Origin of the sequence: Paenibacillus sp. S-38 (genome assembly GCF_049942825.1) — a bacterium.
In the GTDB taxonomy this organism is placed as follows: domain Bacteria; phylum Bacillota; class Bacilli; order Paenibacillales; family NBRC-103111; genus Paenibacillus_G.
Window position 1 is genome coordinate 2,554,725 of record NZ_CP187970.1, and the last position, 14,654, is coordinate 2,569,378.

The 14,654-nt window shown below is 48.4% G+C and carries 11 protein-coding genes and 2 pseudogenes; 12 read left to right on the top strand and 1 reads right to left on the bottom strand.

Features of this window, described 5'->3' with window-relative positions:
* Window positions 1–34: 34 nt before the first annotated feature.
* Window positions 35–1,105 carry a glycoside hydrolase family 53 protein gene (locus tag ACP26L_RS11765; RefSeq protein WP_426452705.1) on the bottom strand — a complete coding sequence of 357 codons (1,071 nt, stop codon included), beginning with the start codon at window positions 1,103–1,105 and terminating at the stop codon, window positions 35–37.
* Window positions 1,106–1,425: 320 nt separating this feature from the next.
* On the opposite strand from ACP26L_RS11765, the pseudogene ACP26L_RS11770 reads away from it, so the two are divergent.
* The 12 genes and pseudogenes from ACP26L_RS11770 to ACP26L_RS11825 all read left to right on the top strand — a co-directional run bounded on the left by ACP26L_RS11770 (window position 1,426) and on the right by ACP26L_RS11825 (window position 14,637).
* Window positions 1,426–2,285 (top strand): annotated as a pseudogene (locus tag ACP26L_RS11770) (MFS transporter).
* 154 nt (window positions 2,286–2,439) lie between these two features.
* On the top strand, window positions 2,440–2,538 hold the full coding sequence (locus ACP26L_RS11775; RefSeq protein ID WP_014651926.1) for a YjcZ family sporulation protein: 99 nt from the start codon (window positions 2,440–2,442) through the stop codon (window positions 2,536–2,538).
* Window positions 2,539–2,657: 119 nt separating this feature from the next.
* On the top strand, window positions 2,658–3,380 hold the full coding sequence (locus ACP26L_RS11780) for a YheC/YheD family protein (RefSeq protein ID WP_426452706.1): 723 nt from the start codon (window positions 2,658–2,660) through the stop codon (window positions 3,378–3,380).
* An 844-nt stretch (window positions 3,381–4,224) separates the two neighbouring features.
* Window positions 4,225–5,124, top strand: a complete 900-nt coding sequence (locus tag ACP26L_RS11785) for a LysR family transcriptional regulator (protein ID WP_426452707.1) — start codon at window positions 4,225–4,227, stop codon at window positions 5,122–5,124.
* Window positions 5,109–5,984, top strand: a complete 876-nt coding sequence (locus ACP26L_RS11790) for a LysR family transcriptional regulator (protein ID WP_426452708.1) — start codon at window positions 5,109–5,111, stop codon at window positions 5,982–5,984. The genes ACP26L_RS11785 and ACP26L_RS11790 overlap by 16 nt, the downstream gene beginning before the upstream one ends.
* 139 nt (window positions 5,985–6,123) lie before the next feature.
* Window positions 6,124–7,166, top strand: a pseudogene (locus ACP26L_RS11795) (IS630 family transposase).
* A 193-nt stretch (window positions 7,167–7,359) separates the two neighbouring features.
* Window positions 7,360–9,018: an extracellular solute-binding protein gene (locus ACP26L_RS11800; protein ID WP_426454907.1), complete on the top strand. Its 1,659-nt coding sequence runs from the start codon at window positions 7,360–7,362 to the stop codon at window positions 9,016–9,018.
* Window positions 9,019–9,171: 153 nt separating this feature from the next.
* Window positions 9,172–9,573 (top strand): IS200/IS605 family transposase, encoded by a 402-nt coding sequence (gene tnpA, locus ACP26L_RS11805; RefSeq protein WP_426452709.1) that lies wholly within the window; start codon window positions 9,172–9,174, stop codon window positions 9,571–9,573.
* Window position 9,574: 1 nt separating this feature from the next.
* Window positions 9,575–10,654, top strand: a complete 1,080-nt coding sequence (locus tag ACP26L_RS11810) for an RNA-guided endonuclease InsQ/TnpB family protein (RefSeq protein ID WP_426452710.1) — start codon at window positions 9,575–9,577, stop codon at window positions 10,652–10,654.
* A 124-nt stretch (window positions 10,655–10,778) separates the two neighbouring features.
* Window positions 10,779–12,680 (top strand): sensor histidine kinase, encoded by a 1,902-nt coding sequence (locus ACP26L_RS11815; RefSeq protein ID WP_426452711.1) that lies wholly within the window; start codon window positions 10,779–10,781, stop codon window positions 12,678–12,680.
* Window positions 12,673–14,214 (top strand): response regulator, encoded by a 1,542-nt coding sequence (locus tag ACP26L_RS11820; protein ID WP_426452712.1) that lies wholly within the window; start codon window positions 12,673–12,675, stop codon window positions 14,212–14,214. Before ACP26L_RS11815 ends, ACP26L_RS11820 begins: the two co-directional genes overlap by 8 nt.
* Window positions 14,215–14,460: 246 nt before the next feature.
* On the top strand, window positions 14,461–14,637 hold the full coding sequence (locus ACP26L_RS11825; protein ID WP_426452713.1) for a hypothetical protein: 177 nt from the start codon (window positions 14,461–14,463) through the stop codon (window positions 14,635–14,637).
* Window positions 14,638–14,654 lie beyond the last annotated feature (17 nt).

Here is a 14,654-nt window from a genome sequence, read left to right on the forward strand (position 1 = left end):
AGACAGTGCTTGGCTGCGGGAATTTGAGATACTCTTAGTTCAGGAAGCCTTCCAGGGCGGCCGTCGGTCTGCCGTTGGTTCCCCAGGCGCCTTTGTTATACCCGCCGTTGTAGCCCGGCGATGCTTCCGGCTCCCAGTAGAAGACGCCGAGGCCCTTGCCGCTTGCGATCCCGCGCACCTTGTTCTTGATGTCGGTGATGAAGCTCTTGGCCGCGGACGCCTGGGTGTAATCCATGCCTACCTCGGAGACCATGACTTCCTTGCCGTAGGTGGCGATCATGTCGTTCAGGTTGGCCAGCGTCTGCGTGTTCTTCGTGGACCAGTCCGTGCTGGTCGGATACAGCGATACAGCCACGACATCGAAGTTGGCGCCGTTGCTGACGAGCCCGCCGATGTTCCAGCGGAACGTGGCATTGTCATAGCCGTTCGCCAGGTGAACGACCGTCTTGGTCGTGCTGCTTACGGACTTCACCGCGTTATGACCGGTGTTGACCAGCCAGGCGTAGTTCTTCATGGAGACGGATGCCTTGCCGTCCTCCCAGAGCATGCCGTTGTTCGTCTCGTTGCCGACCTGCACCCACTCCGGCGTGACGCCGCTGTTCTTCATCTTGTTCATGACGTTCACCGTGTGGGCCCAGACATTATCCATCAGGCCTTGGAAGGTCAGCGATTTCCAAGCAGCAGGCTTGTTCTGCTGGCCGGGGTCCGCCCACGAATCGCTGTAGTGCAGGGTGAGCATGACGCGCAGACCGAGATCCTTGGCACGCTTGGCCAGCTTCGCCGCATTGTCCGCATTCATGTAACCGTTACCGTAATCGCTCATGTTCGGATTCACCCATACGCGGATGCGCACGGAGTTCAACTGGTAGTCCTCCTTGAGGATGCGGAGAATGTCGCGCTGAACACCGTTCTTGTCATACCACACCTTGCCCTGGGCTTCCATGCCGGGGACCCAGGAGATATCCGCGCCTTTGGCGAAGGCGGCCGCCGCATCCGCCTGAGGCAGTGCAGGAGCCTCGGGGCCGGTCGACGCCAGCAGGCAGAAGGTCAGCAGCAGGGCGAAGACAGCGGTCATTTTGCATCGGAGATTCATCGTTGTGTACATGAGTTGGGCACCTGGCCTTTCGTGTTGTTGTGTTCTTAAGCGCTTTCATGTTTCAGAGTCTTACTTTCCTGTCAATGGTCACCTCCTGTTCCTTATCGATCTTACCAACTCTGCGAACCTTTTCGTACGGTACGAAATAGGAATCTCCTGTAGTTTTTATCGATGTATACTAGGTTCTCGTAATCTAATCCCCTGTTAAGTATCCTTTCATTGACGCAGCTGAACAAACGGCTTACATTGGATTTTAAAGCACGTTTTGAGAGAGAAGGAGACTGTCAAGAGTGGAGAAGAGTCCGGGAACGTTGAATAAAGTGTATGCCATGCAGCTGGCGACTATATTTATCGGGTTTATTGTATTCGGGTTTTCAGAAAATATCATATGACCAGCGATTCCCCGCATTCAATATGACTTTATGCTGAACGAATCGCAGCTGGGAACTTTATTGTCCCTGAATTCGCTCGGTTATTTAATCGCGTGTTCCTTTACCGCTTTTTTGACGATGAGGTGGGGCATCAAGCGAGTTCGGTCATTGCTTTTGCCGCGATGGCGATATCCGGCATCCTCATATTCGTCTCGCAGCATTATGTCTCCTTTTCCGCCTCTTATTTCCTTATGTATATCGGCAATGGCATGCTGGAGATGGGCTCGCCCTATTGGGGGCGCGGATCTTCGTTAAAAATACGGGGACGATGATGAACTTGGCTCATGGTTTTTATGGACTGAGCTCCATTGTCGCGCCGCTCCTGGCGACGGTTCTCATGAAGGTTACTGGTTTACATTATCCTTAATCCTATTTTCGATGATGTCGGCGATTTGTACTTTCGGGACAATCGTTGGCGGGGAAGATGCAGCATTTCTATTCGCTGCGTCAGGTGTTGGGATTGCAATGATCTATCCGACCGTTATGGCTTTTATTGCTAAACGATACCCGAATGAAAGTGATACGGCCATCACGTTCACGGTCACGCTCATGGGGGTAGGCAGTGTAATAGGTAACTATCTGATCGGCGGTGTAATCGAATGGACAAAGGGACTCTACGCTACGGTGAAGATTCAGGAGTAGGACTGCTTCGAGGCCTTCAGGCTGGCTATGGCGTGATTGGGTTATGTGCACTGTTATGCGCTGTTTCGGGTATCATTCTTTTTATTTATCTGCATAGACGAAAAGAACTTATATAGATTCTCCTTCTACAACACGACCGTGCATGAAAATGAATCAAAAAAAAATGTGCGGGGAACTGAGTACAAGGACACATTTTCTTGCGCAGCCCAATCCGGACAAGCGGAGATTGCCATAAACTGCTGTTAGCTTAACCGGAAGGAGGCGGCAGCGATGGGTTATGGTGCAGGTTGTGGCGGATTCACAAGCACTGGGGTTATCCTGGTACTTTTTATCCTGCTTGTGATTGTTTCTACTGCATTTGTCATCTAATCACACCAAGGTGCCCCATTGGGCACCTTCTTACTACATAAGACGTATAAGCGGAGGAATAAACGGTCAGCGGAGCAGCTTCCTACGGTAACAGGAGGGGGTGAAGGATTGTGATTCGAATGTCGATCAAACGAGACAAATGGATGCAATATCGCATCCTCAAGGGTACGTCCTCTCTTGCCGCAAGGCTGCCTGAAACCCGGCTGCTGAAGCTTAACGAGTTGGCAAAGCAGCTGCATCAATATCAAAGCCTCGTTTTGAAGCCGCGCGCGGGGAGCTTCGGACGGGACATCTTGTTTATCACCCGCGACGGAGCTAACTCCTATCATATTCATAGCGAAAGAAAAACGGTCACTATGAAAGACACCGAGCGGTTACTCCAATGGATCGGTAAAGAAACCGGAAACCGAGGATATGTTGTCCAACGACGCCTGCAGCTTGCTCAAATTCAACACAGTCCGTTTGACATTCGGATCATGGTGCAGCGAAGAAAAGGCAATGCGTCCACTTGGAACGTGACAGGCTCATATGCGAAAGTGGCAGCGAAGGGGTATCTCATCACGAATGTGCCCAGCCGCATCATTCCAGTACCTGAGGCGCTGAAATTAGCTCGTCTCAGAGATCGAAGCTTGATCGTCAAGGCTAACCGGATCGCGCTGTTGGCTGCACAGCGTCTTGGCGGGCGTTTCCCCAAGCTTAGGCAGGTCGGGTTTGACATCGGCATTGATAGGAACCGGCGGATTTGGATCATCGAAGGCAATTATCAGCCGGATTTACAGCCTTTCAGGCTATTGAAAGATTCGTCGATGTATCACAAAATACGATGGTATCAAAAACATTAAAGCAGCGGAGCATTTCGGTTTCGCTGCTTTTTGCACGCAAACTTATTCAAAGATATGCCTCCATTGCCGGGCAGGCGTTCTTATCCACTTTTATACCTTACCAAACGGTTACCAACGGCATAAACTGTACTAGATTCATAGGAAGGGGGGAATCGGGTATGGGATGTAGGGGATGTAAAGGCAGAGCTGCTGCTTACCCGCCCGTTCAGATTTATAACTCTACGCCATTTAATGCGTCCGGGAAAGTTGAATACGCATCCATCTTTTGCTCCGATGATAATTTTAATGTTCAACGTGACGAGACTTGGACCGCTTCTAGTCGTGGGGTCTGCTTGGTGACGAGGATCAGCGCAACCGTTAGAACTCCAAGTGGAAACATTCAAGCGCAGCCCTATACTTCTTCCGGCACTTCTTACAGCCAGTTTGCCATTATACAGGTCGGAGTCAATCAGTTCCAGGTGACGCGTGTTGTAAGTGCCCAGAGAGGCAGGTCGCGTGTGAAAAGTTCCAAGAGACGCAAGTAGGTACGCAACGAAAAGACGACCGGCCAAGAATAAAAGGCTGGCCGTCTTCTTTTGTATATATCCCTAAAGTCCGCAGGGCCCCTTCCAACAGGGGGGCTGCTGCGCCGCGGCATCGAGCTTGACTTAGGGACCAATTTCATCCTCCACGCGTTCCGAGCCGCACCAACCCTAAAATCCAGCAACCCTCACCTGAAATCCAGCGGATATATTCCATGACAGTTTTCTTCTTATAATGGTAAGGAGGAAAAAAACATGAAGCGCAGGGATTGCTACCTGCAATGACCTCACGGAAAAGTTCCGTTACCTAAGGGGGATGCACCGTGGAATTGCGCCAGCTTGAATATTTTATTCAGATTTGCAAATCAGGCAGCTTCACCAAAGCTACAGAAGAATTAGGTGTGACTCAGCCTACACTAAGTCAGCAAATCCGGGTTTTGGAGGATGAGTATAATATTCAATTGTTCGATCGGGTAAGCAGGGGAGTCGAAGTAACCGAAGCGGGAAAAATTCTCTTAAGTAAAGGCAACGCGATCATGAAGCTTCTTGAAGAGGCGCGAAATGAAATCAATGGGCGAAACAGAAAGTCTCAGGAAACCATTTCGATTGGATGCTGTCCTGCTGAGCTTGAATATCTGGCTCCCTGCTTTATGAGATTTCACCAAAAGTACCCGAATATTTCATTAAAAATCATCGATACGGAGGATGCCGCGAATAACGTTTTGGAAGGGAGGGTGGACATTGGAATCACGGCATCTCAGCTCTCAGATGCTTCGGTCCTTTCGACTCATTTGTATCGACAAGAAATGGTGCTGTTGGTTCATTCCGAACATCCTTTGGCTGACAAATCATCGATTCCTTTTCGATCTTTGAAGCAGATGAATTCGATTATGTTCAGAGTACAAAACAAATCATTACTTGATATGTATGGGTTCTCTTGCGGGTTTACCTTGAGGTCGATCATCGAAACGTCCTCCTCTTCCGTATTAATCCATGGGGTTCGTCATGGACTTGGAGCAGCACTTATACCAACCTCTTTGCTCGAAAGTCTAAGTGACGATTCATTGCGCATTGTGAAACTGGTCGGGCATACTCCTAGCTGGGATATATCTCTCATACGTCTACATTCGGTTACGATGAGATCCACGGCAAGCGTATTTATCCGAGAGATGGATTCCTATGTAAGAGAAGCTGAGGTGAGTCTTTCATGTTCAGGCAATTAGAATGTTTCATTCAAATTTGCAGAGAAGGAAGCTTTACTAAGGCTGCAGAGGTTCTACTGATTTCTCAACCTACGTTAAGTCAACAGATCCGCTTTCTGGAAGCTGAGGTTGGAACCTCTTTATTCGAGAGAGTTGGCAGAGGGGTAAAGGTTACGGCCGACGGGGAAATCCTTTACGAAAAAGCCCTTTCCGTGATGAGGCTCATTGAAGAATCCAAGAAAGAAACTTGCGCGTTATGCCATGCTCGGGTAAATAAACTTTCGGTAGGGATTCCTCCGATGGACTTTTTTGGTTTCATCCCCCATTTTCTGAAATTTCATGAACAGTATCCTGACATTACGCTAAACTTTGCCAGTGCAGAAAATATATCACGACAATTACTGGATAGTAGTATCGATATCGGGATTACCGACAAGCTTGAGCCGAACAAAGAAGTTCATATGATGCACCTGTTCAAAGAAGAACTGGCATTGGTCGTTGATGCGGATCATCCGTGGGCGGATCGAACTGCTGTTTCGTTTCATGAGCTGGAAAATATAGAATCTTCATTATTTGTCGGGGACATAAGTTATAACGAGCATCTACATACATGGGGCACGAAAATCGCCAAATCTTTGCAATCCAAGTTTGAGTCCGCTTCCACGGCCCATCTTCTTTCCATGGTACTGCAAAAGATGGGGGCAGCTATCTTACCTGCTTCTTCCATTGAAATCTTTTCCGGTCAGCCATTGAAAATCATTCGTCTTGTAGATCCAACGCCTGTTCGTGAAATCAAACTTCTCTTTAGAAGACAACATGATCATAATCCTTCTGTTCAGAAATGTATCGATTTTCTACTGGAACATATTCCTTCGTCTTGACCCGATTTCGCAAGCGATGATGCTCTTGCTGTCATTCCCCTAAAAAACCTAAATCTAATGTTATATAAGACGCATTTAATAACGTAACATGCCGCTTGTATGGGTAATTATTAGTAAAACACCTGAGGCGGCGATGAAGATGGATAAGAAATTAGCAGAGATTGAACGCTTGAATGAAGTCATGAAAGAAACTTCAGAAAAACGGTTGTACGAAAAATATCTGGCCGTGCGCCTTCATCTGGAAGGTCACTCCTTCATGGAAATCGGTCAATTGCTTGGCCGCGCTCGCCAAATGATCAGCAGCTACTGGCAAAGCTATCAAAAACAAGGGATTGCAGGTCTAGAGATGGATCATTCCCCTGGGCAGCCGCCCAAACTGTCCAAAGAACAGAGGCAGCAGCTGGCAGCGATGCTGGAGCAGAAGCAGCCGGCCGATGTTGGCTTTGAAGCTCGCTATACCTGGACATTGCCCCTGGTAGCCGAGTGGATTCAGCGTGAGTTTGGCCAAGAGATTAGCGTTCGTGGCATCAGCGCGATGCTCAAACGGATAAACTTCAGCTTTACCAAAGCAACTTATACACTGGCTAAAGCTGACAAGGAAGAGCAAATTTATTTCCGAAAACACACCTTCGCCCGGCTCAAGGAAAGGGTTGAAGAAGAGGATATCGATCACCTGCTGTTCGAAGACGAATCGATGATTCGTTCTTATCAAGCGTTGCAATATAGCTGGTTTCCGCGCGGAAGACAGCGCAGAGTGCCAACGTACGGGAAGCATGAAGGTGCCAAGCTGTTTGCAGCAATCAATTATGAAACCGGATAAGTACATCATCGAGAAGAAGAAACAGCGGATGTAGCAGCTTGGATCCGGTTCCTGGAAGATCTGCTTGCTGCGTATCCACAGGGAAAGATCGCAATCATTCTGGATAATAGCCGTATTCATCATGCAGCGGCACTGCAGCCCTTTTTGAAAAAGCATACTCGTCTACAGCTTGTCTTTTTACCGCCGTACAGCCCGAATTTAAATCCGGTGGAAGGATTGTGGCTATGGCTAAAGGCAGATGTCGTTAACAATGTGTTTTTTTTGAAAAGTTTTATCGAATCAAGTTACATGTAGGTCAGTTCATGAAGCGAATCAACAAGCATCCATTGAAGACAATTGATCGACTACTCGTCAGGTTATAATCTTAATTGCGTTTTATATAGCTCTTTCATTTACCAGCAATAACCTTTATACTGGCACTAAATTGATGCTTCTGAATAGAGTAAGCCTATTTTTTTATGGGCAAATTCAGGGCATGAAGTCTATCAGTGCACAGATGAAGGGGAGCTATGAGTGGGTAAAAGGGGTAAATCTGCCAAGTTGTTACTAGCTCTGATGATATGTTCGACGGCAGCAGCTTGTTCTGGGAACGCCGGCACATCGGGCAGCAGCACTGCTGAGAATCATACGAACGTCAACGCCAATCTTAAGGAGGCAGATCCTTCTCAAACGAAGCTTTCTTCTGAAGAGCCTGCCTGGAAGCTGGATACGACACCGATTACGTTCGACTGGTATATCAATTTTGACTGGTACACGAGCAAGTGGGGGGGAAACGTCGTCTCCGAGTATATTACGAAGAAGACCGGTGTCAGCTTGAACTTCATGATGCCTGCCGGCGACGCCAGCGAGAAGCTGAACACAATGATGGCGGCAAGGTCGCTCCCGGACTTCATCACGCTGGGCTCGTATGAGGATTCCGTGCAGAAGATGATCAATGGAGATATGGTGCTTCCCTTAAATGAGCTGGCGGACCAGTATGACCCTTATTTCTTTAAAGTCGCAGACCCTGTGAAGCTTAACTGGTATACACAGGCTGACGGCCATGTGTATGGCTACCCGAATGCATCTTCATCCCCTGCGGACTATCGGAAGTATGGTCAGCTTTTTACGTCTAATCAAACCTTTGTTGTGCGGAAAGACATGTATGAAGCACTTGGGAAACCGGATATGAGCACGCCGGAAGGGTTTCTTGGCGCGCTGAAAGCTGCGAAGGAGAAATTTCCCGAAGTGGACGGCCAGCCGCTGATTCCGATCGGCCTGCATGAATTTACGGAAACCGGCAACTACTCGCTTGAAGCCTATCTTCAGAACTTCCTGGCCATTCCTCAGCAGAAAGACGGCAAACTGTACGACCGTCGAAGCGATCCAACCTATCTGAAATGGCTGAAGGTGTTCCGCCAAGCGAATGAGGACGGGCTGATCCCGACAGATGTCTATATTGATGAAAAACGACTGGAAAAGGATGAAAAAATATCGCAAGGGCGTTATTTTGCCATGCTGTATCAGTGGTCTGATTTCTCGGAGATTAACCAAGCATTATATCGCAAGGACCCGAACAAGGTGTATATCGCGATAGATGGTCCGGCGAATGATGCACATGATGCGCCAACCCTTGCCGGAAATGGCGTCTCCGGTTGGACGGTGACGCTCATCTCGAAGAACGTCAAGGATAAGAAGAGGGCAATGGCCTTCCTCACCTATTTGCTCAGCGAAGAGGGAAGCAAAGATTTGTTCTTAGGAGAGAAGGGAGTTACCTACGATACGATCGACGGCAAAGATCAGTTCCTGCCGGAGGTCTTGCATCTGCTCAACACCGACCGATTGGCATTCAATAGGAAGTATGGCGCTTCTTATATGTACTGGATGTTAATGGATAAGAATATGAATCTGGCATGGATGACAGGGATGGATGCTGAACCAGCCAAACAAATTGCGGATTGGACGAAGGGCAAGACAATCAGCATGAGCGAGTTCGAAAATCTGGACCCGGACCCGTCGACGAAGGAAGGTATTGCGCAGGGCGAAACCACGCGGCTCTGGGCCGAGACACTGCCCAAGCTGCTGATGGCGGGGTCGGATGCTGAATTTGATCGGCTGTTCGCCGAATTCATGAAGACGATTACCGGGGATCCCGAGTATAAAGCTATCGAAGCCAGCCGCCAAGCAGCCTATGAACGAAATGTACAAAAGCTGAAATCGTCGCTCAATCAATAGTTCTTATAATTTAGTGCCGAAAAACCCCTTACTTTAGTTATGGGGATGTAAGGCACTTCGGATGTGGGGTGGCTTTAGCCACCTTTAGCAGCCGACATTAGATATACTAATCGTATCAATTGTTTTGTGGTATAGTCTTCTTGAGGTGATCCTATGTCACAACGAGAAATAGAAAACAACCACAATATTACATTCGATTGTAAATATCATGTCGTGTTTTGCCCAAAATATAGACGAAAGGTTCTGTATCCTCCTGTTGATAGTCGCTTGAAAGAACTATTCCACATCAAAGCTAACGAACTTCAAGCTGAAATTGTGGAAATGGAAATCATGCCGGATCATGTTCATCTGCTAAGTACATGCGATCCACAGTTCGGTATCCACCGGATTGTAAAACACCTTAAAGGCTACACATCCCGCATTCTTCGACTTGAGTTCAAGGAGCTCAGGTCACGGATTCCCTCGCTGTGGACAAACAGCTATTTTGTAGCTACAGTCGGCAGCGTATCGCTCGAAACAGTAAAGCGATACATTGAACAGCAAAAGGAGCGATAGCGTGCTGATTGCGTACAAATACCGACTATACCCAAACCGTGAACAGCGCAAGGCTATTGTCTTCACACTTGAGCGTTGCCGGCTGCTGTACAACCGCTTGCTGGCCGAGCGTATTCACACGTACCAGAACGAAGGTAAGAGCCTGAACTATTACGACCAAGCGAACACGTTTAGCGAGCGTAAAATGGCGATTCCGGCGCTCAAACAGGTGCACTCCCAAGTGTTGCAAGATGTAGCTAAACGCTTAGACAAAGCATTCCAGGCGTTCTATCGTCGTGTTAAGGGTGGTGAAAAGCCAGGGTTCCCCCGGTTTAAGCCGGCCTCACAGTACGATTCCTTCACCTATCCGCAGGGCCGTTACAAACTCGACGGCAAGAAACTGAAACTCTCCAAGATCGGAGATGTTAGGATGAAGCTGCATCGACCTTTGGAAGGTAAGGTCAAGACTTGTACGATCATCCAAAAGAACGGCAAGTATTACGCCTGCCTGTCAGCGGAAATCGGAACGAAACAGCTCCCGTACTGTGCAGATGCTGTTGGCGTTGATCTAGGCGTTAGGACTCTTGCCGTTACGTCCGATGGTGAGCACTTTAAGTCCCCTGCATACCTCCGCGCGTCGGAAAAGCGACTCAAACGTTTACAGCGTTCCGTCAGCCGCAAGAAGAAGGGTTCTAACCGCCGTAAGAAGGCCGTGCATGTTCTTGCTCGGCTGCATGAACATGTAGCCAATCAGCGCAAGGATTACAACCACAAAGTTAGCCGTGGGCTCGTAAATCGTTACGGATTGATAGCATTCGAGGACTTGAACGTTCTCGGCATGACCAAGAATCATAACTTGGCAAAGAGCATCGCAGACAGCGGCTGGAGCCAACTTGTCTCGTTCACCACCTACAAGGCTGAGAGTGCTGGTAGAGTCGTGAAACAGGTTGACCCACGCAATACGTCTCAGCTTTGTTCTAGCTGTGGTGTAGTCGTTAAGAAACTGCTCAAGGATCGAAAACACCACTGCCTATGCTGCGGATACATAGCCGACCGAGACGAGAACGCGGCTGTTAACATCCTTAAACGAGCAACCGCCTAAAACTTTCGGCTTGGATGGAGCCTTCGGGGAGAGCGCCGCATTAGCGGACTCGTTGAACCGAGAAGCCCCTAGCTTCAGCTATGGGGAGTCATCACAGAGGAAGCAGCAGGATGTGAGACAGGGGATGGGACGCGCGGTATTCCGTTGGTTTTTGGGGCTACGTGATTTTACGTTTAAATTTTCGCTTCAAGCCAAACTGATTCTGTCATTTGTGGTCGTTATCTTTATACCGGTTGTTCTATTCTCTTGGTATACGCTCAATGAAGATTCCGCCAAGGCCATGAAAGACTTGATGAAGAACAACGAGAATGTGCTTGAGGTCGAGAAGATCAACATTGAGAATAACATTGAACTGATGAGATGGACAGCACAGCTTGCGTTGTCCAATCGGGAAATGAACAAATATCTGCAAATTGAACAAACTCAGGATGCAGCGAATGTTCTTTATATTAAAAAAGCTGTGGTCAACAACTTTCAATATTTTCTGTTCAACAATCCACGGATTGCGAATGTCCGGTTGTTCACGGATAATCTGTATGTGAATGAAATTTGGCCCGTCATTCTGCAGGAATCACGTATTCAAGACAAGCCTTGGCATGATGAAGTGATGAAGCAGAACGGTATGCCCTGGTGGGCTATACAGGGGAACGTTGTCCTCACCGGATTACCATCCGAACCCTCGCCGAATGAGCCTTTCATGACGTACTTGCAGGAATTCAAATATCCCGACAACGCAACACATAATGGGATCCTGGAGATATCGATGGTACTATCGAATTTCTTCTCCCGAACGTTCAGCAGTGTGCAGGACATGAACTCCCAACTGATCGTAGTCGCCAGGAGCGGACAGGTATTCAGCTTAAAGGATTCAGCTGTGTTCGAACGGCACAGCGCGGAGGAATTGATTAACGGTGTGAAGCTGACGAGTAACACAGCTAACGAGACGGTACAATTAGAGGTTGATGGGCAGTCCTACTTGGCCTTTCAGAGCTACATCCCATCGATCGACGTCCATCTGGTCAATATGGTTAGTCTTGCGGACACGATGAATGGCATTAACCATTCGAGAGTTCGGTATATTGTTCTCTTTTCGTTACTAGCGGCATTTCTCGTACTGCTGTCTTACTCGATGCAAGCGGTGATTTTGCGCAGGCTTAAGGCGTTAAGAGAATCGATGCAGCAGGTAAGAAGCGGTAACTTCAACGTCGAGCTGCCGCCAATTACCGGTACCGATGAGGTAGGAGAGCTTGGCTTTCATTACCGCAAGCTCATTCTGAAAATAAACGAGCTTATTCAAGAGCAGGCAGCCAGGCAGGCGGCAGGCAAAGAAGCCGAGCTTCGGGCGCTGAAGAACCAGATCGATTCCCACTTTCTCTACAATACGCTGGAGAACGTCAAGATGCTGGCGGAGATGGAAGGGCAGTACCTGATATCGGACATCATGACCTCGCTAGGCGGTATGATGCGGTATTCCATGGAGTGGAATCGGGAGCACGTGATGCTCAGCGATGAGATTCAGCATGTCCAGGATTATGTATCGATCATGAATATCCGTTATGATGGAAGACTTGACCTCCGATTGTCGATTGCACCGGAATGCCTCAAACAGGAATCACTCAAAATGTCACTGCAGCCCACAGTCGAGAATGCAATCAAGCATGGGATGCGCCGCATGCATTCCAGCGATGGAAATCTGGTCATTATCATCTCTGCCGTCCGGTGTGACCAAACATGTGTCATTGAGGTTACGGACAGCGGCTGCGGCATACCGGAAGAGAGACTTACCTTATTGAATCGAATGCTGCGAATGGAAGAGTCCGCTTACCAGAACGCCCGGCAATTATTCGTTCGCAAAGATAACCAGGACAGCAATGGAATTGGTCTGCGTAACGTGGATCAACGATTAGTGATGAGCTATGGTGTGGAATATGGGATTGGGGTCGAGAGTCAGGAAGGAAGCTATACACGCGTAATCATGACTCTGCCCTATCGGGTCATGGGAGGGGGAGAGGACATCTATGATTAGCTTGCTGATCGTCGACGATGAGAAGATCATTCGCAGGGGCTTGCAATCGATCATTGAGAGGCAGCATCCTAGTCTGTTCAGCTACAGGTTTGCCGAGAATGGACAAGAGGCGCTGGAGCTGCTTCGCCAGGAACCTGCGGATATTATGTTTACAGATATCCGAATGCCCATTATGGATGGGATCGAACTGCTCGAGCGGCTGCAAGACCATCCGGTTAAACCCGAGGTTGTTCTGCTGTCGGGTTATAATGACTTTGTATATGCGCAGAAAGGGATCCGCTTTGCTGTGAAGGATTATCTCATTAAGCCTGTGAAGCGGGAGGAATTGTTTGCCGTCCTGGAGCGATTAATACTTGACATTAGGGCGAGAGAAGAGCGAGCAGACACAGCGGGCGAAGAGGCCCGTCTTTTTGCTGCCGAGCTGCTTACGCTGCATTTGACCCAGAAGGATGTGGGTGATGCGACAACACCAGCCGGCTTAAGCTGGCTGGATGCGGGATATACGCTGGGCTTGTTAGCGCGCCGCGGTAAGGGATCACAGGTTAGCAGGGCGGATGCTGCTTCTTTCAGGACTGGAATCACGGAGCTGTTACAAGGGCATACGGATTGGATGCTCACGCGTGACGGAACAGGCGGAACGATATTGATTGCACGCGATCCGGTGATATTCTACCAGTTGGCGGAACGGTGGAGGAGAAGTGGTTCTTATTCGCAGCTGCGAATTGCGATTAGCGATCCGGTTCAAGGGATCGAGCAGATCCGGTGGGCCTACAGTCAAGCGAAGCAAACCTTGAAATACGGTATTTTGCTTCCAGAACTCGATGTGCTGGAACACGCCCGCCTAAGTGAACGCAATGAGCGGCATGTCGTTCCTGTTGAGTTAATCCGGCGAATATTGAATTTCATCGGAATGGGACGCAGGGATGAAATGAAACAGCTTCTCGATCAAATCCTCGATGTTCGCATGATTAGCAGCTGTGAGATCGGCTATCTGGAACGTATTAGCCAGCTGCTGAATGAGGAGGTGTTCGACAAGCTGTTCGGCATCTACGGTTATAAGGTACTTGATCTATTAAGGTCACACGCCCATGTGGGGCACATCGGGAACTTCGACCGGTTTGAAGATTATTACACAGCTGTCGAGCAGCTTCTCGTTAGTTTGGATCGGTTCATCCAAGACCGGAGAGAGAAAGCGCCGGCGGAACCCAATACGATGCAAAAGGTTGTCGTCTACTTGCAGAAGCATTATGCCGACGATTTGAACATGGCGATCGTCTCCAACCATTTCTCCCTCAATTACTCGTATTTCAGCCAGGCCTTCCAAGAATACAGCGGTGAGAGCTTCTCGAACTATGTTCGCCGGTTAAGACTGGACAAGGCGAAGGAACTGTTGGTGTGCTCCGATCTCAAGGTGTATGAAATCAGTGAGCAGGTTGGATTCGAGAATGTGAAGCATTTTACGAGAATATTCAAAGATACCGAAGGGATCACAGCGCTGGAATTCCGAAACCAGCGAAGGCAGAAGGTTGAATAAAGAATGGACTGAACATAGTAGAGTCCTGCGACTCACAACACAGTTTACCTCTTCAGTCTAATGAAATGTTACGGTGCAATCCATCTTCAGTTTTCTATACATATCATAGGGAAAAACTATAACCACCCTACTGGCAGACAGTCAGGCAGACCATTGGAAATATTTGAGAGTTTAATATAGAATGAAATCAAAGGGGTGTAGACTAAAATTTTACAAATAAGTGAAAAGGAAAGGAGAGACCTTACTGTGCTCAAAAGAAAATTCAGGAAATCCATTGCAACGCTCGCGATTTTATCCACATTCTCTCTTGCTAATCTGAATGGGAGTGCCTATGTTGGTGAACTCGCAGAAACACTTCAAGAAAACGGAGAAGAAGTCACCCAGGGAAAGGTGGTCAGCGAAGAGGACGCCAAGAAAAAATAAATCGACCATAAGAAACC